Here is a 26,009-nt window from a genome sequence, read left to right as displayed (position 1 = left end):
ATCTTTTTACAATAGGATAGCTATTTTTATATCGCGCTATTACCCACTTGAGTTGCATATTCAAGCTCGGTTAACACTCGGATTGCCTGCGTGCGATTATCGCTACACACCCACTTAGAAAACTTAAATTCTTCGCAAACTTTAGGGCGCTCGCTTTGATTAAATAGCCGACATAAATTATCGTCATCAAGCTGGACGCAGCGCACACCAGCAGGTTTGCCCTCAGGCATTCCAGGAATGGCAGAAGAGATACTAGGTGCGATACAACACGCGCCACACCCTGCTCGGCAATCTTGCTCACTCATAAACTAGCTGCGAGGATAAAGCGACTGAATGCGGCGAATGCGTTTGCTCAAACCATCAACCAATAGCGTTTCACAGCTTATTTGTTCACCTTGCACTTTCACGCCCGCTAACAGGTCTCCATCGGTGATCCCCGTTGCAGCAAAGACCACCTGATCACTGCTAGCCAATTGATCGAGCATTAATACCGCATTGACTTCGACTTGTTGCTCTTGGCAGCGCTGACATTCACTTTTGGCAATAGCGATATTTTCTTGACTGGCGCCTTTAACCTGATCGCGAGGTAACAACCGCGCCTGCATATCGCCACCCAAAGCGCGAATTGCAGCAGCTGAAACAACCCCTTCAGGAGCACCACCTACGCAATACATCACATCGACTTCACTGTGACTTTGGCAAGTAAGAATCGAGGCTGCAACATCCCCATCAGGAATAGCAAACACTTTTACACCGAGCGCATGTAATTCACGAATCAACCCTTCGTGACGCGGTTTGGCAAGCGTAATGACGGTCAGTTCACTGAGTGGTTTTGCTTTGGCTTTTGCCACAGCTATTAAATTTTCGTGCAGTGGTTTATGTAAGTCTATGACACCGCGAGCTTGCGGCCCCACCACCAGTTTTTCCATATACATGTCGGGAGCTTTAAGTAGTGTCCCGCGTTTGCCTGCAGCTAAAACGGCAACAGCATGACTCTGGCCCATGGCCGTCATGCGAGTCCCTTCAATCGGATCAACTGCAATATCAACGCCACTACCACCTTGACCTAGTTTCTCACCGATATAAAGCATTGGAGCGTTATCAATTTCGCCTTCACCGATGACAATTTCAGCATCCATCGGTAACTGATTCAGGCATTCACGCATGGCGGCGACAGCGGCGCCATCTGCGGCATTTTTATCTCCTCGACCCACCCACTGATATCCAGCTAAAGCGGCCGCTTCGGTTACTTCGGCAAACCGAGCTACTAGCGACTGTTCCACAACATCTACCTCATCAACCCTTAAAACTGGTCATTATTCTAGCATATTTAATTTGCTTTAATTTGCTTTGTAACATCACAGATACGCTGGATAACTTTTCACTTGGATCACAGTTCATCCATTGCCGTAGGAATAATAGTGAGCACTGAACTATAGGTTTCTAATACCCTTATAAAAATTGGAAATCTGTATGCGTATTGGAGTCCCCAAAGAAATAAAATCACAAGAGCATCGAGTTGGGCTGACCCCTGGTAATGTTCGCGATCTAGTCGAAGCAGGCCACCAACTACTCATTGAACGAAGTGCCGGTATCGGCAGTGGCTTTAGTGATAAAGACTACCAACAAGCTGGGGCAATGATCTGCGATAACCCCTCAGATATATTTGCCGATGGCGAGCTTATCGTAAAAGTAAAAGAGCCCTTAGCCATCGAACGTTCCCAGTTGCACGCTGAACAAATGCTTTTTACATATCTGCATCTGGCCGCTGATCGCACCTTATGTGAAGAACTACTCTCAAGTGGATGCACTTGTATTAGTTACGAAACCGTCGCTAATGCCGCCGGACAATTACCGCTACTGTTGCCAATGTCAGAGATAGCTGGACGCCTGAGTGTTCAAGCCGGTGCGAATGCCCTCGAAAAAAGTCACTCGGGGCGCGGTGTTTTATTAAGTGGTGTCGCCGGTGTTCCAGCTGCAAAAGTCGTTATTTTAGGCGCGGGAATTGTTGGCAGTAACGCCACTTATATCGCATTTGGGATGGGCGCTCAGGTCTTGGTGATGGATAAAGATGTGCAACGCTTGAGGGCTCTGGACAACCTTTATCATGGCCGGATTCAAACCCGTTATGCAAATACCTACGCACTCAAGCAGGCATTAAGCGATGCTGATTTAGTCATTTGTGGCGCCCTTATCCCGGGGGCAAAAGCACCTAAACTCATTCCGCGAAGCTATTTGAATCAAATGCAAGATGGCGCAGTTATTGTCGATGTTGCAATTGATCAGGGAGGATGCTGCGAATCATCCACGCCAACCACACATCAAAATCCAACTTACTTAGTCGATGGGATTGTGCATTATTGCGTTGCAAACATGCCAGCGGCAGTTGCGCGAACGGCCACTTTAGCACTGAATCAGGTGACACAACCTTATATTATGCAACTGGCAAATCAAGGGCTACAGGCGTTAGAGAGTAACAGCGAGCTACAAAGCGGCTTAAACATTTTTCGCGGCCAACTGACTCATCAAGCCGTTGCACAAAGTCTTGGGTTAACCTATACCCGTTACGCCGACTTACGATGATTTAGCCTTTTTGGGAGTTACGCGTTTTTTCCCATAACCGCGATCTTTTAAGCTTCTGCCCCACTGGTCATGCCAAGCATCTAAACCGCTGCGAGCATTTCCTGCGATAAGGCACGCCGCCAAGCTGGGGCTAGCGAACTGATAATCGCGTAAAAATTCATAGCTATCAGGCCCTTCCACCAGCACAAAGTCGGCCAATAACTGCGCGCGTAATTCACGTACGGCAGGACGCATTGAATCAGTCAGACCTAAATTGGCACTTGAGCCTTTCGTCACCACAAAATTCGGGCGACTTTTACTGCCAACAGGGTAACCATAAGCTTTGGCTTGTTTAACTTCAAAGTAAAAATCAGCCTGAGGTTGAGCTTGCGCTCCACCATCATCAAGCAGTTGCTGCAAAGCCAATAGCTGTTGGTACATTTTCATCGGCATAATCGCTGCCTGACGATGTCCCTGTGCATCAACAATAAAACTGACTTGGCTGATGTCCAATTGATTATCCATATTTAAGCCGTGATAATTTTTGATGTAATGAGTATAAAGAAACTTGTCGCAGAAGTTAATGACGATATTTTGTTCAAATTGGCAATAAAAAAGCCCCGCTTATCAATAAGCAGGGCTTTTACGAATTCACTTAAAACTACAATTATAGCTGCATTGTTTGACGCAATTTTTTCATCGCATTTTTTTCAAGCTGACGAATTCGTTCTGCAGAAACACCGTATTCATCGGCTAACTCCTGCAATGTTGCTTTATCTTCGTCAAGCCAACGCCGAGTCACAATGTGACGGCTACGATCATCAAGTGTATTCAGTGCACTCGACAATTTGTTGGCCGCATAACCTTCCCAGTTATCTTGCTCAATACTCTGAGCAATATCGGACGATTTATCTTCCAAGAACTGGACAGGTGCGAAACTACCTTCACGTTCTTCATCATCATTGCTCAAATCAAATGCTTGATCCTGAGCAGACATGCGTGATTCCATCTCAACGACTTCACGCTGAGAGACACCTAGCGCATTGGCCACAGTATCAATTTCATCTTGGCTAAACCAGCCCAGACGTTTTTTTGATTTGCGCAGATTAAAGAACAATTTGCGTTGTGCTTTGGTGGTCGCAATTTTAACCATCCGCCAGTTACGCAATACGTATTCATGAATCTCTGCTTTAATCCAGTGCACAGCAAAAGACACCAAACGAACCCCATGATGAGGGTCAAAACGTTTGACGGCTTTCATTAAGCCAATGTTGCCTTCCTGAATTAGATCAGATTGAGGCAAACCATAGCCTGAATAGCCTTTGGCAATATGCACAACAAAGCGAAGATGAGACATAACTAACTGCCGGGCAGCTTTGAGATCACCTTTTTCCCACCAGCGAAGCGCCAACGCCTTTTCTTCTTCCTCTGTTAACATTTTAATGGTGTTAACAGTCTGAATATAAGCTTCAATGCTGCCTTGCGGAACTAAAGCCATAGACATAGACGTTAAATTATCGCTCATACCTAACCTCAACAGATTATTTAGTTGACCAGGGTACCTTTAAACGAGTCTACCACGTCAAATTCACCTTGCCAATGGCATCTTCAGGCAAAGGATCTCGGTACTATAATTCTGTATTTTACCAGCTATTGCGAGGATCGCCATAACGATTAACCCATAACCAGCTTGGTAAAGTTCACGATGATGACATTGGCAAATGCGCAAGTATTTAACCGGTAAACTCATCTATCATCCGTTCTATATGACTCTTTCTTAACAAAAAAGTTCCCAAAAAAAGAAAACAAACGCTGCACTAATCGCAGCGTTGATAGACTTATTCAAACTCGATATTTAGCGAGCCAACCACCCTCCATCAACAGCGATTGTATAACCATTAATATAATCAGCAGCAGAAGATGCTAAGAACACCGCCGGTGCAGCAACATCTTCAGGCAATCCCCAACGGCCAGCAGGAATACGATCAAGGATCTCTTTAGATCGTTCTTCGTCGGCGCGAAGGGCAGCTGTGTTATTGGTAGCCATATAACCTGGGGCTATCGCATTGACGTTAATATTATGTTTTGCCCATTCATTTGCCAGTAATCGAGTGACCCCCATGACAGCACTTTTAGAAGCAGTATAAGAAGGAACACGAATCCCACCCTGGAAAGAAAGCATCGAGGCAACGTTTACGATTTTGCCGCCATGACCTTGTTTAATAAATTGGCGAGCAACAGCCTGAGACAGAAAGAAAACTGCACGAATGTTCACATTCATGACGTCATCCCAGTTTTTTTCTGTAAACTCGATAGCATCTTGACGACGAATAATCCCAGCATTGTTGACCAAAACATCTACTTGGCCATACTCAGAAAGTACTTTGTCAATGTGACTATCAAACAAAGACGTGTCTGATACATCAGCTCGAATATCTAGAAATTTATGACCGCCTTCCTGCATTTTGGCGATAGTATCACTAGGTTCTGCAATATTAATCCCAGCAATTGAACAACCAGCTTGCGCTAAACCTAACGCCATTCCTTGTCCCAACCCAGTATCACAACCGGTTACAATGGCAACTTTTCCTTTCAAATCAAACTTATCTAGAAACATTTCTATCCCCTTACCTCATTGTGCGAATTAGACCAATAAAAACTAATCTTATTTCCAGTTACTATAGACTTTGAGAACCATCATTTCAACTAATGTGAAATGATGTTTTATTTTATGATTGATTTTATCGAAGCAGCTCACATATTTTTTTGATGCAGAATACAAATCGTTAAAATCGTGTTTTATAAAATTTGAAAAATATCGTACCCTTAACCTATCTCCTGCAAAAAACGCATGATTTGCGTTTATCAGGCGGTTCGTTTCCAACAAAATTCATAAAACATGAATCTGAAATAAAAAGGTATAGATAAATGGGAGCAACTAAACAGGTCGAATCTGTATCCTCCGTGCTCAAGGTGTTTGGTATTTTGCAAGCATTAGGAGAGCAACGAGAGATAGGCATCACTGAAATTGCGCAAAAGCTCATGATGTCCAAAAGTACGGTATATCGATTTTTGCAAACAATGAAGACAGCAGGCTACGTTTCACAAGAGGAAGATAGTGAAAAATATGCTTTGACACTCAAGCTGTTTGAACTTGGATCAAAAGCGCTAGAGCATGTCGATTTAATTGCACTAGCAGATAAACAAATGCGCAAGATTGCTGAGAAAACGGGTGAAGCATTGCACTTAGGCGCATTTGATGACGATGCTATTATCTACATTCACAAAATAGACTCGCGCTATAATCTAAGAATGTATTCACGCGTTGGTCGTCGGAACCCTCTTTATAGCACTGGGATTGGTAAAGTCTTATTGGCCTACCGAGACGAAGAAGAAGTTCGCCGAATTTTAGCTCCGATTACATTTGAACCTCACACAGCAAACACCATCACTGACCATCAAAAACTCATCGATGAACTAACAGTCGTCAGAGAAAATGTAGTCGGAGAAGACTGTGAAGAACAAGAAGAGGGATTACGTTGCTTAGCTGTGCCCATTTTTGATCGTTTCGGCATCGTGATTGCCAGCCTTAGTATTTCATTCCCAACGATTCGCTTTGAAGAAAGCCGCAAGGATGAATACATTGAGATGCTGCATCAGGCCGCATCTTCAGTTTCATCAGAGCTGGGATATCACCACTATCCAAAACGCGCAGAACTCGCAGTTAAATAAACCGTCCTTTAAATTAAATATAGATAGCAGTGATACCGCTATCTATATTCACTGCAAAATTTACCCATAAAAAAAGTCCGGTGAAGAACACCAGACTTTCTATAATTCGTTTCATGCAGAATCACTACTCTTATGAGTAACGCTTCTGTCGTAACGGTTAAATTATTTTGCGAATTTACCGAAACGTTTGTTGAAGCGATCAACACGACCACCAGTATCAACAACACGTTGTTTACCAGTGTAGAATGGGTGACATTTGTCACATACATCTAAAGAGATGTTACCAGGGCGAGTTGAATGAGTTTTAATCACGTTACCGCAAGAACAAGTTGCAACGAGTTCTGCATATTCTGGATGAATACCAGTTTTCATGGGAAACCTCATAATCAGGCCGTGTCGCTATCAAGCCCGAAGCCAGACACCACACGAAACATTAATCATAAAAAAGAGCCAAGGCTCTTCAGTTCAGGGCGCGAATTTTAGCGGATCAAGGCCTTTGTAGCAATGCTTTTATGGTGTTTTTTTCACCGTTACCGACTTTTTATCGAGCCCTTGTCGATAATTATAAGTTTTAACCACCAAGAGCAGTTAGACTGACATCATAAAAGCCAATACACTCTATTGATTATCCATTTATATTGTCTTCATGAATCAGGTTCTTTACATGCAAGCCAACCGCTCATCACAGCTCACCAACATGCGCTCAAGCATCGTTAATAACAAAAGGTGGTGCTAATGCGTCTGGTTCGGGTGGTCTTGGCAACTCATATTCGTCGCCATTTTGATTATCTGCTCCCCGAGCAGATGCCTACTCCGGCAATCGGTGCGCGTGTCAGAGTGGTATTTGGTAAACGCAATATGACCGCCATTGTGGTGGAACTGCCCCATGAAACAACGATAGCGATAGAAAAACTGCGGCCAATCGAGGCCATTCTTGATGAGCAGCCTTTGCTTAATGAGCAATTGCATCGGCTATTGTGTTGGGCCGCTGGTTATTATCACTATAACTTGGGTGATATTTACCTGCAGGCATTGCCAAAACTGCTTCGTCAAGGGGCACTTGCAGAACATCCTAAATGTAAGGCATGGCAACTGACTGATGCAGGCAAGAGCTATTATCAACAGATAAAAAATACCACCAAAGCACCGCGTCAAAACCAAGCGCTGGCACTACTTATTGAGCATGAGCAGATACTCGCGCACGAGACTTTTCTCAAAGCAGGCATTTCACAAACTATCCTGAGTACTCTGGCTAACAATCATTACGTACAACAAACCGAACTTGATACTCAGCAAACTCGCTATCAACGGCTTGAAGAGTTAAGTGAACAACCACCAAAGCTCAATCGCCAACAGGCGGTCGCAGTGGCTGCAATTAATAGCAAAGCCGGACAATTTGCACCTTTTCTATTGGATGGGATCACCGGCTCAGGGAAAACCGAGGTGTATCTGCAAATCCTGGAGCCCATTTTAAAAGCAGGACAACAGGCTCTCATTCTGGTTCCCGAAATAGGGTTGACCGCTCAGACCATTGCGCGCTTTGAAAAGCGCTTTAATCTGCCAATGGCTATTTTGCACTCGGGGCTGAATGACAAAGAGCGCTGTGTCGCTTGGCTACAAGCCAAAGATGCCAATGCGGCGATTATCATCGGTACTCGCAGCGCCCTTTTCACGCCGATGTTACGCCCTGGGATTATCATCATTGATGAAGAGCACGACAGCTCTTTTAAACAACAAGATACCTTTCGCTATCACGCTCGTGATGTCGCGCTGATGCGAGCTAAACTTGAACAACTCCCGATTGTGATGGGCAGTGCAACCCCAGCACTAGAAACACTCAACAATGCGTTAATTGGCCGTTATCAACATCTGGAGCTAACTGAGCGAGCGGGACGAGCCAGCGTCGCCAGTTATGAACTGGTGGATATTCGCTCACAACCGCTTCGAGCCGGGCTTTCGCCACAAGTGCTCAAAGCTATGCAAGAGACCTTGCGCCAAGGCCAACAGGTGATGCTCTTTTTAAATCGCCGCGGTTATGCCCCAGCGCTGTTATGCCATGAATGTGGTCAAGTGGTCGAATGCGAGCGCTGCGAGCGTCCTTATACGCTGCACAACCATCCACCACATTTAGAATGTCATCATTGTGGCAGCCAGCGAGCGATTCCCAAACAGTGTCAACATTGTGGCTCCACTCATCTGGTCACAACCGGGATTGGCACCGAACAGCTTGAGAGCGAATTAGCCCATTTATTCCCTGACTATTCGATTGCTCGCATTGATCGCGATAGCACTCGGCGCAAAGGCGCACTGGATCAAGTCCTTGATGAAATTACCCAAAACCAGCATCAAATTTTAATCGGCACACAAATGCTGGCAAAAGGTCACCATTTTCCAAGCGTGACCATGGTTGCTATTTTAGATATTGATCATGCACTGTTTAGCAGCGACTTTCGCGCATCCGAGCGGCTTGCTCAGCTATTTATTCAAGTTTCTGGACGCGCTGGACGATCCGGTATGGCGGGTAAGGTGTATTTGCAAACGCACCATCCAGAACATGAGCTATTGCAGGATCTCATCAATAATGGTTACGGGCACTTTGCCCGTTTTGCCTTGGCCGAACGAAAACTTACAGATCTGCCGCCATTTAGTTATCAGGCGCTACTTCGCTTTGAAGCAACATCTGTGCATAACCTTGGGGCACTTGGGCAAAAATTAGAGCACTTTGCCAAACAACAGATGCATACCGGGTGCTGGATTTTTCCGATTAATGAAGCGCCTGTGCCCAAACGAGCCGGAAAATTTCGCCAGCAGCAGTTAATTCAGGCTAAAGATCGCAAAAATCTCCATCAGCTGATCAGCGCTCTTATCAACTACCTTGAGCCGTTGCCCGAAGCGAAGCGAGTGCGCTGGTCGATAGACATCGACCCGATTGATATGATGTAACTTAAACGAGAAATCAGCCACGCCAATCAATGAGCTGTAGTGTTTCATTGCATTTGACGTTAAAATGTTCGCCCTCGAATTTTGAACGAATATAAAAGCCAGACAGGTAATAATCCAACCATGAAAGAGCTCATTGTAAAACTACTTGAAGCAACCATAGACAAACTCAAACAACAGCAGCTGATTGCTAGCGATTTGAGTGCTCGCATCATGGTGGATAAAACCAAAGACAAAAGTCATGGTGATTTGGCAACCAACCTGGCGCTGGTTAATTCAAAACCTGCCGGTAAAAAGCCACGCGATTTAGCGCAATTAATTGTCGATAATCTGCCCCAAAGCAACTTGGTTGAAAAAACCGAAATCGCAGGTCCAGGATTTATTAACTTTTATCTAAACAGCCACTGGCTAGCGGGCCAAGTTGAGCAAATGGCGCAATCTGACACGTTAGGGATTATTAAAGATCAGCAGCAAAACGTGGTTGTCGATTATTCGGCGCCAAACGTTGCCAAAGAGATGCACGTTGGTCATATCCGTTCCACTATTATTGGCGATGCCGTTGTTCGAGTGTTAGAAGCGCTTGGCAACAACGTTATTCGTGCCAACCATATTGGCGACTGGGGCACGCAGTTTGGGATGTTAATTGCTAATTTAGAAGATGTGGCTAAAGAGCAAGGTATTGACCCAACCCATATTGGATTGGCGGATTTAGAAAGCTTTTACCGTCAGGCTAAACAGCGTTACGACAGCGATGAGCAATTTGCACTTCGTGCTCGTAATTACGTAGTGCGCTTGCAAGGTGGTGATGAATACTGCCATAAAATGTGGCGCAAGTTGGTGGATATTACCCTAAACCACAACCAAGAAACTTATGATCGCATGGGTGTTTCGCTCAGCAAAAAAGATGTCATGGGTGAAAGCCTCTATAACGACATGCTCGCTGATATCGTGAACGACTTATTGAGCCGAGGCATTGCGGTTGAAGATGATGGCGCCATTGTCGTCTTCTTAAGTGAATTTAAAAATAAAGATGGCCTGCCAATGGGCGTTATCATTCGTAAAAAAGATGGTGGCTATCTTTATACGACAACTGATATTGCCTGCGCGAAATATCGTTATGAAACCCTCAAAGCCGACCGCGTCATGTACTTTATCGACAGCCGTCAGCATCAACATCTGATGCAGGCATGGACCATTGTGCGCAAAGCCGGTTATGTGCCTGAATCGGTTTCACTAGAACACCATGCGTTTGGCATGATGCTCGGCAAAGATGGCAAGCCATTTAAAACACGTGCTGGCGGTACGGTAAAACTGCGTGATTTGCTTGATGAAGCTGAAAATCGCGCTCGTGAGATGATTAAAGAACGCAACAGTGATTTGCCAGCGCAAGAGCAGGAACAAGTTGCATTAACTATCGCAATGGCTGCGGTCAAATACGCTGATTTATCTAAAAGTCGCACCACTGACTATGTATTCGATTGGGATAATATGCTGGCCTTCAACGGCAATACAGCACCTTATTTACAATACGCATACGCCCGTATCTGCGCAATCTTTAGAAAAGCTGAGGTTGACTTACAAACGCATCAAGCATCATTGCAACTTGACCAAGAACAAGAAGAAGCACTGGCTCAACAGTTGATTGCCTTTAACGACGTCGTTCATCAAGTTGCGGCCAAAGGGATGCCGCATCTGTTATGTAACTATTTGTATGACTTAAGCGGATTATTTATGAGCTTTTACGAAGCTTGTCCAATTCTGTCAGCTGATGATTCGCTTAAAGCCTCTCGCTTGCAATTGGCGGCGTTAACCGCCAAAGTGATCAAGCAAGGATTGGCCTTGTTGGGGATTAACACCTTAGAGCGGATGTAACAGACAATGGCGAGGGATTATGTAGGGCGCAAGCCCAGAGCAAATAAAAAGCGGCCAAGTGGCAAAAAGCCAACCGGGAAACGTCGTTTCCCACTCGTGGCGCTGGTGATTCTGCTGATTGCAATCATCGCCTTTGTGACATTGCTTTATAAAATAAATAATTCCGCAACCAAGCAGGCACCATTGCCAACTGCGGTTGTGCCTGCCCAAGCGAAACCAGTCACACTCAAACCGCTGCCTAAACAGCCGAAAGAACCTGATTACATCGAAGAGCTGGAAAATAAACAGGTCAAGGTGAAGGTTCCAAAACAGAAAAAAGCAGCACATCAGTATCAGATGCAATGTGCCTCTTTTCGCAACCGTGATGATGCCGAAACCTTTAAAGCCAAAGTTGCGTTTACCGGCCTTTCAAGCCAAGTGCGCCGCAGCGAAGGTAAAAATGGAGTCTGGTATCGCGTGGTATTGGGCCCTTATAAAACACGTCGCGCAGCCGACAGTGATCGCCATCTATTGCAACGCAATGGTATTAATGGCTGCCAATTGTGGTACTGGAACTGGGATTAAATTTTAAGCTTCCACAATTGAAGAATGGGCTGTGAATAACAGCCCTTTTTAATGTCCGCGCAATCGATTAGAAATCAATCAGCTAGCGGTTCATTTCACAATTTTTGTTATTCCTTAGTTGATTCCGCAACCATCTGCCCTTGAAAAATCTTGGCCGCTCCCCCATATCCTCATCATTATCTGCTGATCGTAACGCGATCTAATTCAGCAACAGAGAGGTTTATTGTGACTACTATTGTATCTGTGCGTCGCGGCAACAAAGTTGTGCTTGGCGGTGATGGTCAGGTTACCCTGGGAAATACCGTCATGAAAGGCAACGCCCGTAAAGTTCGCCGACTCTATAACGGCCAGGTATTAGCTGGCTTTGCCGGTGGCACAGCAGATGCGTTCACCTTGTTCGAGCGCTTTGAAGCGAAACTTGAAATGCATCAAGGGCAATTAATGCGAGCGGCGGTAGAGCTGGCCAAAGACTGGCGGACAGACCGTGCGCTAAGACGCCTAGAAGCCCTATTGGCAGTTGCCGATAAAACAGCCTCGCTCATCATTACGGGTAACGGCGATGTTCTCCAACCAGAACACGACATCATTGCGATGGGTTCCGGTGGTCCCTATGCACAGGCCTCAGCATTAGCGCTACTTGAAAATACCGACTTAGACGCTAAAGACATTGTCGAAAAGAGTTTAACCATTGCCGGTAGCATCTGTATTTACACCAATGCCAACCAAACCATTGAAGAACTCGACATCGAATAACCAAATCATTCACAGGATCCCAACATGTCTGAAATGACCCCACGCGAAATCGTATCTGAGCTTGACCGCCATATTGTGGGGCAGGCCGAAGCAAAACGAGCAGTTGCGATTGCGCTGCGTAACCGTTGGCGACGCATGCAGCTTGACCCAGAACTGCGTCAAGAAGTGACGCCTAAAAACATTCTAATGATTGGCCCAACAGGCGTTGGTAAAACTGAAATTGCCCGCCGTTTGGCTAAATTAGCTCACGCACCATTTATTAAAATTGAAGCAACCAAATTCACCGAAGTCGGTTACGTTGGTAAAGAGGTCGATACTATCATTCGCGATCTCGCTGATGTTGCAATGAAAATGACCCGTGAACTAGAGATGGAAAAAGTACGCTATCGCGCAGAAGAGCATGCCGAAGAGCGAGTACTTGACGTATTGCTGCCACCGGCTAAATCAAGCTGGAATGACGATAGCGACAAAGAAAACCATAATCACACACGTCAGGTTTTCCGCAAAAAACTGCGTGAAGGCCAGCTGGACGATAAAGAGATTGAAGTTGAAGTCGCGCAGCCTCAAGTTGGTGTTGAAATCATGGCTCCTCCAGGAATGGAAGAGATGACTAACCAGCTGCAAAGCATGTTCCAAAATCTGGGCAGTCAGCAGAACGGCAAAAAACGCAAAATGAAGATTAAAGATGCGTTAAAAGTGCTAACTGAAGAGGAAGCCGCCAAGCTATTAAACCCAGAAGAGCTCAAAGAAAAAGCATTAGCGGCAGTTGAAAACCAAGGGATTGTCTTTCTTGATGAGATTGACAAAATCTGTAAACGTGGCGAATCATCAGGTCCTGATGTGAGTCGCGAAGGAGTTCAACGTGACCTATTGCCACTGGTTGAAGGCTCAACAGTCAATACTAAACACGGCATGGTTCGCACCGATCATATTCTGTTTATTGCCTCAGGGGCTTTTCAGGTTTCTAAACCATCGGATCTGATCCCAGAGCTGCAAGGCCGTCTGCCAATTCGCGTCAGCCTAAATGCCCTGACAGCCAGCGACTTCGTGCGGATTTTAACAGAGCCTAATGCATCACTAACCATGCAGTACAAAGCACTGATGAAAACCGAGAACGTCAACATTGAATTTACCGATGACGGAATTGGTCGAATCGCTGATGCAGCTTGGCAGGTGAATGAGCGCACCGAAAACATCGGGGCTCGTCGTCTGCACACCGTGATGGAAAGGCTCATGGAAGAGGTCAGCTTTAGCGCTGCCGACCATGATGGTGAAACCATCACCATCAATGCTGAATATGTGAATGCCCATCTTGGTGAGCTAGTTGAAGATGAAGATTTAACACGCTTTATTCTGTAATCTTCTAAGGCTAAACACCTTGCTCAGAAATAGCTGGCGACCAACGCCAGCTATTTTTTTACCTTAAAAACGTGCGCGATGGTGATGTTTATAAGACTGTTATAAAAACTTCACGTTTATGGCACATAATCGAAAATTTCCTTTTTTAGAGTGGCAGCAGGACTTCACTCAAAAGGAATATTGATATGCATCGCTCTCAAAGAGCCTTTGCCCTTGGCTCATTGCTCTCAATCGTTTTATCTGGCTGCTCAGCCTCCAGTACAACTACATCCACTAGCGCAATCACCCCCAATCCAATGAGTACATTTACCTGCCAAAACCCAGTGGCAATCCCTCCAACGAATGCTTCACTGCGCTCACTTGAATTTATCGGCTCCCATGTAAGCGACGCGCCATTTGATGAATCTGCAGCTGAAATTGTCAGTTATGATAGCTGCACCGATCAGCTGTTTGTTGTGAATGCACATGCCAAACGCGTTGATGTCATGGTTTTTAATCGCGCAAATCAGCCAGTTGAGCGTACTTATTTAGATTTAACACAAGCTGCGACAAGCGCCGGTATTGAAATAGGGGCGGCAAACAGTGTCAGCACGCATCATGGTTTAGTGGCCGTTGCCATTGAAAATAAAGATAAACAACTGCGTGGCATTATTGCCTTATACCGAGCCGATACGCTTGAATTATTAACCACCTATAAAGCTGGCGCACTGCCCGATATGGTCGGTTTTTCACCTGATGGGCGATATATTGCCAGTGCCAACGAGGGTGAACCTAATAACGATTACACCAGCGATCCCGAAGGTTCGGTGACACTGATTGACCTCAAAGCAGGCCTAGATAACGCCCTAGTCAAACAGATTGATTTTAAAGCCTTTAACCGCTCAGGGGCATTAGCGAGCAGATTGATTTTAAAGCCTTTAACCGCTCAGGGGCATTAGCGAGCAGATTGCCAGCACAAGTTCGCATCTCAAAACCAGGCGCAACTGTTGCCCAAGATCTGGAGCCGGAATACCTCACTTTTACCGGCAAAGGGCAGATTTTTGTATCGCTTCAGGAAAACAATGCCATTGCTAAAATCGATATAACCAGCGCCAAAGTCCAAGCCATTTATGCGCTGGGAGACAAATCGTGGCAACACGCCATGCTGGATGCCTCAGACAAAGACCATATAGCAGGTCATCTTAAGGGCTATCCGCAATTAGCAGGTCTTTATATGCCCGACACCATTGCGAGTTATCAAGTCGATGGTGTGACCTACCTTGTGAGTGCAAATGAAGGCGATAGCCGAGAATACGCCATTCAAACCACCGAGCAAGATTGTGATGAACGCGGCTTAAACTGGGATGGTGATGACTACAGCCAAACACCGGCTTACACCATGAAAAAAGGCACTTGTATCGTCTATAGCGATGAAATTCGCGGCAAGCACCTAATCGTGCCAAAAACTCACCCGTTGTATCACGCACTTAAAGATAACAACCAGTTAGCTCGGCTGAAATTTATCAAACCCACTATGGCGCTTAATGCCACCGAGGTGTTACATAGTTATGGTGCCCGCTCCTTTTCTATCTGGCGCGAAGATGGCTCGCTCGTCTTTGATAGTGGCGATGAATTTGCCTATCTGATTCATCACTATGACGGAGCAAACTTTAATGCCAACAATGATAGCAATCTTAGCAGTGATAAACGCAGTGACGACAAAGGAAGTGAACCTGAAGCATTAGAGGTCGCACATATTAATGGTCATGATTACGCGGTTATCGGATTAGAGCGCCAAAGCGGTATATTTGTCTACGACATCTCAAAACCAGCTGGAGCGCAGTTTGTAACCTACATGAACCATCGAAACTTTAACGCACCCGTTTGTACCAAGAGCCATACCGATGGTGAATGCGCCAATCATCAATACAATCCAGCAGCAGGCGATTTAGGACCAGAGTCAATTAAATACTTTACCCGTCAAGGTCGTCATTATATTGCCGTTGGTAATGAAGTCAGTGGCACTACCAGTATTTATCAATTGCTGTTTAACTAGTTAAAAGGCGCAAAATTTTGTGAAGGGATACCGATTCCCTCACTCAGTTAACACTTGGTCACATTTTTTCAATTGAAAACGGAAACTTAGGGTTTATACTTGGGCCATAAGTCATCAAGCAGCGAGATCTTACTATGGAATACAACACATCGGAATTATGCGACATCTATGCAGACACAGTTGATGTGGTTGAACCCATATTTGCTAGCTACGGCGGTCAAACTTCTTTCGGCGGCTCTATCGTCACGATTAAATGCTTTGAAGCCAGCGGGCTCATCAACCAAGTCATTCAAGAAGATGGTGAAGGCAAAGTATTACTTATCGATGGCGGCGGCTCAATGCGACGAGCGCTAATTGATGAAGCTATGGCAACAACTGCATTAGAAAATGGCTGGGAAGGCATTGTAGTTTACGGTTGTATCCGCGATGTAGATGCCCTTGAAGATCTCGATATTGGCATTCATGCCATGGCATCCATTCCTGTTGGTGCTGATTTTGAAGATGAAAACGGCGAAATTAACGTTCCGGTAAACTTTGCTGGGGTTACTTTCTTACCTGAAGATCATTTATATGCTGACACCACAGGGATTATTCTCTCACCTGATGCGCTTGATTTAGAATAGACAAAAAAACAGCAGCTAACTTAGCTGCTGTTTTTCTATACAGAATCGCGCTTTATTCTTGCTCAGAATTAACGTTATTAATTCGTCCCAATAATGATTTCAGACGATCCTGCCAAGCTTGTTGCTCTTGATGGAGGCGATTATTTTCATCACTTAACTGGCTGTTTTGTTCTTTAAGTTCATCAACTTCCATTCTTAACAATTCAATATTTTCCACTGCGGCCTGGATTTTAGCTTCCAGCTCTTCTAGTAATTCAAACGACATAGCTGCTCCTATCAAGTAGAATAAACGCGCGATAATTAGATTTACGGCTTGCTCGAAGCATACCCTTGTCACAGCAAGTCAACAAGGAGTTCAGCATGAGCACATCATCATCTGATGAAAAACCAAACAACATTCCCAAAGCCGGTATCTACCGTCATTTTAAGGGAAATAATTACGAAGTTTTAGACGCTGCCCGCCATAGTGAAACGCAAGAATGGATGGTAATTTACCGACCATTATATGGCGAGCGCCAATTGTGGGTGCGACCGTTGAGCTTATTTAATCAACCCGCTGAAAAAGATGGCAAAAGCTGCATTAGATTTCAGCGAATTGATAATAATAGCTAGGGGCTGTTGACCTTTTGTGATTAGTTTTGCAGCAATCTTAGAGGAATTTAGGCAGATAAACGTTGTGGCCTTGTAGTTCTGCACAAAAAACGTTTAACGCTGGATAAATTCCTCTCAGATACAGCCCTTCGGGTTCATTTAAACGCATCCTGAACTTTGTTGCACCCTGCTTGCTTAACTCATTAAGCGACACAGGATGCGCCGCGTTCAAAATGCGTTTAATTTGAACAAAATTCAACCACCAAAGATCAACCTCCCCTAGATAGATTGACTCATCGTACTCGCAGGGCTGTCACATTCAGGGCGGCCCACTATCTTAGCAGGGACGCCAGCAACCGTTGTATGCTCAGGAACATCTTGTAAAACCACGCTTCCTGCACCAACTTTAGCGCCCCGACCCACTTCAATATTGCCAAGAATTTTAGCTCCAGCACCAATCATCACGCCACGACGGATCTTTGGATGACGGTCACCGCTTTCTTTACCTGTCCCACCAAGCGTCACCGACTGCAAAATAGAAACTTCATCCTCAATGATTGCCGTTTCACCCACGACGATTCCGGTTGCGTGATCCAACATGATACTGCGACCAATTTGCGCGGCAGGATGCACATCGACACCAAAGACTACTGAGATTTGGTTTTGCAGATAACTTGCCAATGACTGACGGTTATTTTTCCAAAGCCAATGAGCAACACGATAACCTTGCAGTGCATGAAACCCTTTGAGGTACAAAAGCGGAATAGCGTAATGATTCACCGCAGGGTCTCTATCGACGACCGCAACAATATCAGCGGCAGCTGCATCTAAGATATCGGTTTCACTGCGAAAAGCTTCTTCAATAATCTCTCGCAGCACAATCGACTGTACAGTTGTGCTATCAAGCTTGCTCGCCAACTGAAAACTTAACGCCGAGCGTAAGCTTTTGTGATTTAAAATAGTCGCATGAAAAAACGAACCCAACATCGGTTCATCAACTGTCAGCTCACGAGCTTCAGTTACTATTTTTTCCCAGACTTGCTGACGAGTAAATATCATAATGATTTATCTTTTCCCCTTACATCTTGCAACACAACTTGAGCTTAGAAATGATACCCGGATTCGACCTCTTGTTCGACAATTGAAAGAGGATCAAGATGGATAATCACATCAGCTTCTGGCCATTTGGCACGCAATTTATGCTCAACACGCATGCTAATACCATGTGCTTTTACCAGTGGCAATTCATCGGCCAACTCTATATGCAGCTGGATAAACTTAATCTGCCCAGACTGACGAGTGCGCATATCGTGAATACCCACAACACCTTTCACGCTTGTTGCTATATCCATAATGGCGACTTTTGTCGGTTCGTCAAGCTCGCGATCCAGCAAGTGCTGAAGCGCATCAAAACCGATATGCCAAGCACTATGCAGCACATAGACGGCGATAGCAATAGTAAAGGCACCATCTGCCCATCGCCAACCTAAGCGGTCTAAGATTAAGGCGGCAACCACCACAAGGTTCATCAAAATATCAATACAATAGTGCAGCGAGTCGGCGCGGATCACCTGATTATTCGTCTTTTTAACTACATAGGTCTGATAAAGAACCAACAAAGCTGTAGCAACGGTTGAGATAATCATCACCACCAATCCAACCAAAGTTGAGCTCAGCGGCTTTGGTGACCATAAAGAGCCAATCCCGGTATAAAATAGGATAATCGCTGTCCCACCGATAAACCCGGATTGAACTAATCCAGCAACAGGTTCAGCTTTACCATGGCCAAAACGATGTTCATTATCAGGTGGGCGCAAAGCATAGCGAATCGCAAAAACATTAATCAGTGACATTCCAATATCCATTAACGAATCCACTTGCGATGCCAAAATACTCACCGCACCAGTAAGCCAGTACGCAGCACTTTTAATAATCAGCAACAAAAGCGCCACCATCGTTGCCAATAAACTCGCCGAGCGTACTAATTTGGCATAATCTTTATCTGCCACTGTATTCCTTATAAGAGCTCAAACCGGTCTATATTGTAACCAAATTACGCCCTTCAGTGGGGTAAAAAAGCTCTTTGTAGTAACATTTAAATCAATCAATAACGCAATAATTGACTCATATTCCCCATGAATTAAGGAAAATTCGTTATGATTAAGGCATAACAGTGAATACTATAGGCGTGTTGTACGATTAAGTGATGACTCACGCGCTCGACAACCGTAATCAGCGAGCCGGGTAAGAACCATACATCTTGGCGCTAAATGTCTTGAAATAGAGACAAAAAAGCCAGTACACGCAAAGCTAAGTAAAACTGGGTAAAACATTCAGAAAAATATCTTTAGTCCGTTACACTATTTTTGCCTGTAAAATAATACTTATATGGGTAAGCGGACTATCAAATGAGGAAGCGCAATATGAAACTGCTGATGATCGACGATGATCAGGAGCTTACTGAATTACTTTGTGACCTTTTAACTTTAGAAGGTTTTGAATTTGAAGCATGCCACGACAGTCAATTGGCCATGCAGCAAGTTTTACAAAAAAATATCGATCTCGTTCTGTTGGATGTCATGATGCCGGGCAAAAACGGCTTTGATATTTTGCGGGAAATGCGTGCTGCTCGTTTAGAAATCCCCGTTTTAATGCTAACGGCGAAAGGCGATGAATTTGACCGAGTACTTGGCTTAGAGCTAGGCGCCGATGACTATCTGCCCAAACCATTTAGCGACCGAGAACTACTGGCGCGCATCAAGGCTATTTTGCGCCGAACTCATCAGGTAAAAATGCCAGATGAACATGGGGATGACCAAATCAGCCATGATGATTTAGTCATTTATCCGCGTCGCCAAGAAGTCTTGCATCATGGCTCGCCAGTTGAACTGACCAGTACCGAATTTTTACTACTTGAGCAGTTTTTGCGCCATCCAGGGGAAATTCTAGATAAAGCAAAACTCAATGAACAGGTCTTAGGCAAAAAATTGATGCCGTTTGATCGAAGCCTCGACATGCACGTTTCAAACTTACGCAAAAAAATCCCCGACCGTGATGATGACCAACCTCGCATTAAAACAGTTCGTGGTAAAGGGTATTTATGGTTGCAATGGTAAAGCGCCTTTCACAGTTCATCAGTAGTCTGTTTTTTAAAATCTTTTTGTCATTTTGGGTCATCTTAATTTTGACCGTTGGCACAGCGTTACTGATTATTCAACTAAGCATAAATACCGACCATCCGCTGCCAAATTGGGCTCGCCAAGAGCTCAAGCAAGGGGCATTTATGCTGCACTATGCCCCACCCAATAATTTCCCGTTTCTACCACCGGGCATTCATAATCTATTTCCACCACATCCGCCAACGCCAAGTCTCATTTTAGTCAGCCAAAGCGGAGAGATCGTCAATACACCTCGGTTGGGACGCAATCGACGAGATATATTGCGGTTTATCCTAAGCAACGATAAACAGAAGAATCCAAAACTGCGCATTGTTGGGCCAATGCGTGTCGTCTTTGGCCCACAGATGGTACACCTCGATGGTGAAAACTATCTGCTCTATATCCATCGCCCTATCAATCAAGAGCGAATGGATGAGCTGAGCCACTTTCAGATGCGTCCAGAGATGTTACTGGTGATGCTGGTCGTATTCAGCTTAATCGCTTGTATTATGTTGGCCTGGCATATAGCCACACCCCTTAAAAAGCTGCGTACATCAGCCAACCAAATTGCGATGGGAGATCTGTCGGTAAAATTGCCGAATATTCACCGCCGTGATGAGGTTGGGCAACTGGCTGAAAGTCTCTTGCAAATGTCTACAACCTTATCAAATGCCATTACGAATCAGCAGCGGTTGCTCAGTGATATTTCTCACGAGCTTCGCTCACCACTCACGCGATTAAATATGGCGGTTGCGCTAAGTAATAAACGCTATGGCTCAACCAAAGAGCTTAAACGCATTGAGCGCGAGGCGGAGCGTTTAGAAGAGATGATTAGAGCATTATTAGGCTTGTCGCGCATGCAGTTAGATGAAAGTAAACTGGAGCTGCAAAACTTAACAGAGCTTTTAGAAGAGCTTGCAACGGACTGTCAGTTTGAAGCATCGCAGGTGGGTAAAACGTTTATTTTAAATAATCAGGGTCCCCAAGCCATTTATTGCTTCCCCGAAGCGCTGTTAAGCGCTGTTGAAAATCTCTGCCGGAACGCGATTAAATATGCCAATAAAACGATAGAGCTGCGAATTCGCCACGAAGCAACGCAACTGACATTTAGTGTCCTAGATGACGGCCCTGGGATCCCGGAGGACGAACTCAAAGAAATTTTCCGCCCATTTTATCGCGCCAGTGAAGCTCGCGATCGCGATTCAGGCGGCGTTGGACTGGGTCTTGCGATTGCCGATTGGGCAGTGCGCCAACATGGTGGACGAATCGAGGCAAAAAACCGCACCACCCAAACAGGCCTAGCGGTAACGATTTATTTGCCCAATCGAGGTCGCTAAATCAGGCGAGCCGACGCAGTTGGCTCGCTAAGCGAGTTTGATCAGACATCGCCGAGAGCAGACTATCAGTATGGCTCACATTTGCTTTGACCAGCTCACTGCAGCGCAAGCTCAGTTCATGAATGTTGCGAATATTATCGGTCACCTCATGGCTAACTTGCGTCTGCTCCTCTAGTGCAACCGCAATCCGCTGACTTCGCTCTGTCACCGTTTCGACAAAACGCAACGTATTCTGTGACTGTTCAAATGCCTGTTCGACCTGCTGCTGACAACGAAGCGCAGACTCTCGAGTTTGATCAATCGTGTCGACTACGCGATGTGTTTGCTCCAAAATCTCTTTGGTAACTTGCTGAATTTGAGCCGTCGATTGGCGAGTGGTTTGAGCCAAAGATCGCACCTGATCCGCAACGACCGAAAATCCCCGGCCGTGCTCACCAGCTCGAGCGGCTTCAATCGCAGCATTTAATGCCAGCAAATTAATCTCATCGGTAATGGCACTAATCGATTCAGAAACGCCTTGAATCTGCTGACCTCGCTCATTTAACCCACTCACCTGAGAAACAGCTTGTTCAAGCTGGCCAGCCAGTTGTGAAATCGCTTGCGAGCTTTGCGTTGCACCTTGCGCGAGTTGTTCGGTCATATCATAGGCTTGCTGCGCTGACTCAGCCGCCATTTGCATATTTTCAGCGGTTTCATCGGTGGCCTGATGCATCTGCTCGACAGCGGTGCTAATCGCGCGCGTGCCATCATTTTGATTATCGAGCTGAGCGACGCTTTGCTGGCCATTCTCGCGAGAGGTACTAACTGAGTTAGCGATTTGTATACTAGAGTCCAGAATACGCCCAATCACCGCGTTTAGCTCGGCCCCATCCATCTTTTGGGCCTGCAAAATAACGCCGATATCATCGTTTCGATGCTGGTAGCAATATGTAATCAGTGGATGATTATTGCGCAGCTGTGCTCGATGCGCGATTTTGGCCAGAGGTCGAGTTAAGACAAAACTCGCAATTAACCCCAACAGCATAAAACAGCCTATTGCCGCATAGGAATCAATCCAGTAATCACAAGCGAAACTAATGATCGCAGAAGCGACAAGCGCGCCAGCTAACCGACTAAATAATGATAAGGATGAACGCGCGGCTAGAGAACCGCCCTTACCTTTATTAAGCAACGCGTAGATACGCTCTGCATTTTTGACATGTTCTCGCGAAGGCTTGATACGAACCGATTGATACTCAATGATTTTGCCATTTTCAATAATGGGCGACACAAACGCATCCACCCAATAGTAATCACCATTTTTACAGCGGTTTTTAACTAAACCATGCCAAGGCTTTCCCTGTTGGACCTGCTGCCATAAATTAGCAAAAGCCGCTTGTGGCATATCTGGGTGGCGGACTATATTGTGTGCTTGACCGACGAGTTCTTCACTACTAAAACCAGCGACTTCACAAAAATGCGGACTGGCGTAGGTGATCACTCCATTGAGATCAGTGGTAGATAACAAATTATAGTGTTCAGGAAACAACACTTCATGTTCACTAACTGGTAAATTCTGGCGCATCCAAGCATCCCTCAAAGATAAACGCCCCATCGTTTTACAACAACGGACATGAATACAAGTATAAAAAAGAGAATATTTGACTGGGACGACGAACCACAATCAATAGCTCTTTAAGAACAAAGAGCTATTAGCATTACACTGGAATGGGGGCTTAAGCAAGTTGATTTAGAACAACAAACCAATAATCACCAGTTAATTAACACGCTACTGACCGCCAATAAAACCGTGTTGACGCCATGCTTCGTAACTAATCACAGCAACAGAGTTAGACAAATTCAAACAGCGACTATTCGGCTGCATCGGAATTCGAATACGCTGTTCAGGCTCGATAGAATGCATCACCTCTGGTGATAATCCGTGTGTTTCAGCGCCAAACAATAACACATCGCCACTTTGATAACTGACATCAGTATAAGAGCGTGTCCCTTTAGTGGTGCATGCCCAAATGGTTCGCCCCTGCATCTGTTTAGCAAATTCCCAATAATCTGGATAAACCGTCACATTGGCTAAATCATGATAATCGAGCCCCGCCCGACGTAATTTTTTCTCTTCTAAATCAAAACCTAAAGGTTCAATTAGATGCAGCTGACAACCATTGTTAGCGGCTAGACGAATGATGTTGCCACAGTTTGGGGCAATCTGTGGCTCAAATAAAGCGATATGAAACACAACAAAACCTTTTCGTTAAACAATAGCGCTATTATACGTGCTCTAAGGTGTGACCGATAATAAAAAACATCGCAGAGCGATAACTCTCCAAATGTAGCGGTTAATTTTAAATTATCCATTTGAATCAATAGATTGACTCATACTGGCGAACCAACGTTTGTTATAAAACCAGTAATGAACCATTAAAGTTACACCGCGAGCTAGCATAAAACAGCACAATGAAAACCATAATCCATGGTTGCCATAGCTTTGGGTCAACCACCACAGCGGGAAGAAAATTACAAATGTTGAGATGAGCATACCGTTGCGCATGACATTGCCTTTAGTCAGAGCAATATAAACGCCATCAAAGATATAGCTCCAAACCGCAAAAATGGGCATAAATACCAACCATGGCAGATATTCATCAGCGCTTTTACGAATGGCATCAATGCTAGTGAGCAATGCCACAATTTGCTCACCAAAGAGCTGATAAACAATGGCAAACACAATGCTCGTAACAAGCGCCAGCGCAAGTGTTGCCCAAACACTTTGGTTAAATAGTTGGCGATCTTTGCGTCCTGCGGCATCACCGGCTAACGCTTCAACCGCATAAGCCAAACCATCTAGCGCATAAGAGGCAAACATCATAAAATTCATCAACACTGCATTGGTGGCAACAATGACAGTCCCAAGCTTAGCGCCTTCAAAAGTGACGAAGCTAAAACACAGCTGCAATGATAATGTTCGCAAAAATATGTCGCGATTTAAGCGCAGCAATTCACCAAACTGCGACAGATGCAAAAATCCTCGCCAGTGATGAGGCAATAGTGACTCGCCGCGGTTATGCCAAGCACGATATAACAGCCATAATCCCAACAAAGCTCCGGTATAATCAGCAATTAACGAAGCACTCGCCGCCCCTGCAACATCAAGCTTTAGCCCCATGACTAACACCAAATCAAGAACAATATTGACGACATTGGTGACAATCAACAAAATCATCGGCGCTTTTGCTCGTTTCATCCCCAACAAACAGCCTAATGTTGCATAATTCAGTAATGCCGCCGGAGCGCCCCAAATTCGAATCAGATAATAAATATGTGCGTAGTGAGCGACTTGTGGGTCGGCTCCCGCGAGCTTAGCGGCGAACAGCCAAATGGGATATTGCAACACAATCAGCGCAATCGCGATAAATAGCCCCATTAACGCACTATGGCGCCAGGTCTGAATAGCATGGGCATTATCATTACGGCCAATTGCCTGAGCGACCGTGCCAGTAGTCGACATTCTTAAAAAGCCGGCCATCCAAAATAAAAAACTGATGATGGTTGCCCCAACGGCAACACCACCTAAGTAATAACTGTATGAAAGATGTCCAACGACAGCAGTATCCACCAGTCCCAGTAAAGGGACTGTCACGTTGGAGAGGATCATCGGGATGGCTATGGCAAAAATAGCCTTAAACTGCTGACGGTTAAAGAGTGTCATAGCGACCTATTTTTAAGTTTTTAGCAAAACAAAAACGCTGCCAAAGCAGCGTTCAATCAAGCAATATTCACGGTAAGACTTTAAAGCCAATTAGAACCAATCACTATTACGAATAATGCCAACAGCAAGCCCTTCGATGGTCAACTCTTCACAAGATGGGTCCACAACAATGGGTGAAAAATCATCATTTTCAGGGTACAACATAACTTTATCAGGCTGTTTTTCAAAGCGTTTTACAGTCACATCATCGCCAACACGAGCGACCACAACCTGACCGTTGTGAATATCTTGGGTTTTATGTACTGCCAGCAGATCGCCATCCATAATACCGATATTCTTCATACTCTCACCGCGTACGCGCAGCAAGAAATCAGCATGGGGATGGAACAATGCCGGATCGACACTATAGTGAGACTCAATATGTTGCTGGGCTAAAATAGGTTCTCCGGCAGCAACTTGGCCTACCAGCGGCAGTCCTATTTCATCATTGGCAGCTACCGATTCCGTGGCTACATCAGCGCTAGATGCGCTTGGCTCAACCTCTTTTTCAACGAGACGAATACCACGAGAGGCGCCTGGAACCATTGTAATTACGCCTTTGCGCGCGAGTGCTTTAAGATGCTCTTCCGCGGCATTAGCTGAACGAAACCCTAACTCTTTTGCTATTTCAACCCGAGTCGGTGGCATCCCCGTTTCACTTAAATGGGTTTTAATTATATCCAGAACCTGACTTTGACGTTTAGTGAGAGCTTTCATAGCGAACCTGTTTTTTTATACAGC

The 26,009-nt window shown here is 45.1% G+C and carries 24 protein-coding genes and 1 pseudogene; 12 read left to right on the top strand and 13 right to left on the bottom strand.

What is annotated here, in order from left to right; genetic code table 11:
* Positions 1-26: 26 nt before the first annotated feature.
* Both ABTQ23_RS17785 and glpX read right to left on the bottom strand, forming a co-directional pair.
* Positions 27-305 (bottom strand): YkgJ family cysteine cluster protein, encoded by a 279-nt coding sequence (locus ABTQ23_RS17785; protein WP_408617101.1) that lies wholly within the window; start codon positions 303-305, stop codon positions 27-29.
* 3 nt (positions 306-308) lie between these two features.
* On the bottom strand, positions 309-1,283 hold the full coding sequence (gene glpX, locus ABTQ23_RS17780; protein ID WP_408617100.1) for a class II fructose-bisphosphatase: 975 nt from the start codon (positions 1,281-1,283) through the stop codon (positions 309-311).
* A 190-nt stretch (positions 1,284-1,473) separates the two neighbouring features.
* On the opposite strand from glpX, the gene ald reads away from it, so the two are divergent.
* A complete protein-coding gene (gene ald, locus ABTQ23_RS17775) occupies positions 1,474-2,583 on the top strand; it encodes an alanine dehydrogenase (protein ID WP_408617099.1) in 1,110 nt (369 codons plus the stop codon).
* On the opposite strand, the gene ABTQ23_RS17770 is transcribed toward ald, so the two are convergent.
* The 3 genes from ABTQ23_RS17770 to kduD form a co-directional block, all read right to left on the bottom strand.
* Positions 2,575-3,087 (bottom strand): DUF4357 domain-containing protein, encoded by a 513-nt coding sequence (locus ABTQ23_RS17770; RefSeq protein WP_408617098.1) that lies wholly within the window; start codon positions 3,085-3,087, stop codon positions 2,575-2,577. The genes ald and ABTQ23_RS17770 overlap by 9 nt on opposite strands.
* 142 nt (positions 3,088-3,229) lie before the next feature.
* On the bottom strand, positions 3,230-4,087 hold the full coding sequence (gene rpoH, locus ABTQ23_RS17765) for an RNA polymerase sigma factor RpoH (protein WP_408617097.1): 858 nt from the start codon (positions 4,085-4,087) through the stop codon (positions 3,230-3,232).
* A 330-nt stretch (positions 4,088-4,417) separates the two neighbouring features.
* Complete coding sequence (gene kduD / locus ABTQ23_RS17760; RefSeq protein ID WP_408617096.1) at positions 4,418-5,179, bottom strand: 2-dehydro-3-deoxy-D-gluconate 5-dehydrogenase KduD; 762 nt, start codon at positions 5,177-5,179, stop codon at positions 4,418-4,420.
* 311 nt (positions 5,180-5,490) lie between these two features.
* On the opposite strand from kduD, the gene kdgR reads away from it, so the two are divergent.
* Positions 5,491-6,294 carry a DNA-binding transcriptional regulator KdgR gene (gene kdgR / locus ABTQ23_RS17755; RefSeq protein WP_408617095.1) on the top strand — a complete coding sequence of 268 codons (804 nt, stop codon included), beginning with the start codon at positions 5,491-5,493 and terminating at the stop codon, positions 6,292-6,294.
* Positions 6,295-6,456: 162 nt separating this feature from the next.
* Here kdgR and rpmE read toward each other — a convergent pair whose 3' ends face one another.
* Positions 6,457-6,666 (bottom strand): 50S ribosomal protein L31, encoded by a 210-nt coding sequence (rpmE, locus tag ABTQ23_RS17750; protein WP_408617127.1) that lies wholly within the window; start codon positions 6,664-6,666, stop codon positions 6,457-6,459.
* A gap of 363 nt (positions 6,667-7,029) precedes the next feature.
* On the opposite strand from rpmE, the gene priA reads away from it, so the two are divergent.
* The 7 genes and pseudogenes from priA (at position 7,030) to rraA (ending at position 16,440) form a co-directional block, all read left to right on the top strand.
* Positions 7,030-9,237, top strand: a complete 2,208-nt coding sequence (priA, locus tag ABTQ23_RS17745) for a primosomal protein N' (RefSeq protein ID WP_408617094.1) — start codon at positions 7,030-7,032, stop codon at positions 9,235-9,237.
* A gap of 120 nt (positions 9,238-9,357) precedes the next feature.
* Entirely contained in the window at positions 9,358-11,106 is a 1,749-nt protein-coding gene (gene argS / locus ABTQ23_RS17740) for an arginine--tRNA ligase (RefSeq protein ID WP_408617093.1), read from the top strand.
* Positions 11,107-11,112: 6 nt separating this feature from the next.
* Positions 11,113-11,670, top strand: coding sequence for an SPOR domain-containing protein (locus ABTQ23_RS17735; RefSeq protein ID WP_408617092.1), 558 nt, complete (start codon positions 11,113-11,115; stop codon positions 11,668-11,670).
* A gap of 225 nt (positions 11,671-11,895) precedes the next feature.
* Positions 11,896-12,423, top strand: a complete 528-nt coding sequence (gene hslV / locus ABTQ23_RS17730) for an ATP-dependent protease subunit HslV (protein WP_408617091.1) — start codon at positions 11,896-11,898, stop codon at positions 12,421-12,423.
* Between the two features lie 24 nt (positions 12,424-12,447).
* Positions 12,448-13,782, top strand: a complete 1,335-nt coding sequence (gene hslU / locus ABTQ23_RS17725; RefSeq protein ID WP_408617090.1) for an ATP-dependent protease ATPase subunit HslU — start codon at positions 12,448-12,450, stop codon at positions 13,780-13,782.
* 185 nt (positions 13,783-13,967) lie between these two features.
* Positions 13,968-15,817, top strand: a pseudogene (locus ABTQ23_RS17720) (choice-of-anchor I family protein).
* A gap of 134 nt (positions 15,818-15,951) precedes the next feature.
* Complete coding sequence (gene rraA, locus ABTQ23_RS17715; RefSeq protein WP_408617089.1) at positions 15,952-16,440, top strand: ribonuclease E activity regulator RraA; 489 nt, start codon at positions 15,952-15,954, stop codon at positions 16,438-16,440.
* Positions 16,441-16,492: 52 nt separating this feature from the next.
* On the opposite strand, the gene ABTQ23_RS17710 is transcribed toward rraA, so the two are convergent.
* Positions 16,493-16,705, bottom strand: coding sequence for a cell division protein ZapB (locus ABTQ23_RS17710; RefSeq protein ID WP_408617088.1), 213 nt, complete (start codon positions 16,703-16,705; stop codon positions 16,493-16,495).
* A gap of 95 nt (positions 16,706-16,800) precedes the next feature.
* Between ABTQ23_RS17710 and ABTQ23_RS17705 the strand changes: the two genes are divergently transcribed.
* Positions 16,801-17,052 carry a DUF1653 domain-containing protein gene (locus tag ABTQ23_RS17705; RefSeq protein ID WP_408617087.1) on the top strand — a complete coding sequence of 84 codons (252 nt, stop codon included), beginning with the start codon at positions 16,801-16,803 and terminating at the stop codon, positions 17,050-17,052.
* A gap of 258 nt (positions 17,053-17,310) precedes the next feature.
* Here ABTQ23_RS17705 and cysE read toward each other — a convergent pair whose 3' ends face one another.
* The gene (gene cysE, locus ABTQ23_RS17700) at positions 17,311-18,090 is read right to left on the bottom strand and encodes a serine O-acetyltransferase (protein ID WP_408617086.1); all 780 of its coding nucleotides are present in this window, start codon (positions 18,088-18,090) and stop codon (positions 17,311-17,313) included.
* A 44-nt stretch (positions 18,091-18,134) separates the two neighbouring features.
* The gene (locus tag ABTQ23_RS17695) at positions 18,135-19,040 is read right to left on the bottom strand and encodes a cation diffusion facilitator family transporter (protein ID WP_408617085.1); all 906 of its coding nucleotides are present in this window, start codon (positions 19,038-19,040) and stop codon (positions 18,135-18,137) included.
* 414 nt (positions 19,041-19,454) lie between these two features.
* On the opposite strand from ABTQ23_RS17695, the gene ABTQ23_RS17690 reads away from it, so the two are divergent.
* Together ABTQ23_RS17690 and ABTQ23_RS17685 are read left to right on the top strand one after the other, a co-directional pair.
* Positions 19,455-20,147: a response regulator gene (locus tag ABTQ23_RS17690; RefSeq protein ID WP_408617084.1), complete on the top strand. Its 693-nt coding sequence runs from the start codon at positions 19,455-19,457 to the stop codon at positions 20,145-20,147.
* The gene (locus ABTQ23_RS17685) at positions 20,132-21,526 is read left to right on the top strand and encodes an ATP-binding protein (RefSeq protein WP_408617083.1); all 1,395 of its coding nucleotides are present in this window, start codon (positions 20,132-20,134) and stop codon (positions 21,524-21,526) included. Before ABTQ23_RS17690 ends, ABTQ23_RS17685 begins: the two co-directional genes overlap by 16 nt.
* 1 nt (position 21,527) lies before the next feature.
* Here ABTQ23_RS17685 and ABTQ23_RS17680 read toward each other — a convergent pair whose 3' ends face one another.
* The 4 genes from ABTQ23_RS17680 to lexA all read right to left on the bottom strand — a co-directional run bounded on the left by ABTQ23_RS17680 (position 21,528) and on the right by lexA (position 25,985).
* Positions 21,528-23,090 (bottom strand): methyl-accepting chemotaxis protein, encoded by a 1,563-nt coding sequence (locus ABTQ23_RS17680; protein WP_408617082.1) that lies wholly within the window; start codon positions 23,088-23,090, stop codon positions 21,528-21,530.
* A 204-nt stretch (positions 23,091-23,294) separates the two neighbouring features.
* Positions 23,295-23,759 carry a tRNA (cytidine(34)-2'-O)-methyltransferase gene (locus tag ABTQ23_RS17675; RefSeq protein WP_408617081.1) on the bottom strand — a complete coding sequence of 155 codons (465 nt, stop codon included), beginning with the start codon at positions 23,757-23,759 and terminating at the stop codon, positions 23,295-23,297.
* A 111-nt stretch (positions 23,760-23,870) separates the two neighbouring features.
* Positions 23,871-25,229 carry an MATE family efflux transporter DinF gene (dinF, locus tag ABTQ23_RS17670; protein ID WP_408617080.1) on the bottom strand — a complete coding sequence of 453 codons (1,359 nt, stop codon included), beginning with the start codon at positions 25,227-25,229 and terminating at the stop codon, positions 23,871-23,873.
* A gap of 90 nt (positions 25,230-25,319) precedes the next feature.
* The gene (gene lexA, locus ABTQ23_RS17665; RefSeq protein ID WP_408617079.1) at positions 25,320-25,985 is read right to left on the bottom strand and encodes a transcriptional repressor LexA; all 666 of its coding nucleotides are present in this window, start codon (positions 25,983-25,985) and stop codon (positions 25,320-25,322) included.
* Positions 25,986-26,009: the final 24 nt, after the last annotated feature.

This window comes from Celerinatantimonas sediminis, from assembly GCF_046054195.1.
In the GTDB taxonomy this organism is placed as follows: domain Bacteria; phylum Pseudomonadota; class Gammaproteobacteria; order Enterobacterales; family Celerinatantimonadaceae; genus Celerinatantimonas.
The sequence above is the reverse complement of the archived record's forward strand: the minus strand, read 5'-3'. Positions and strand labels throughout refer to the sequence as shown.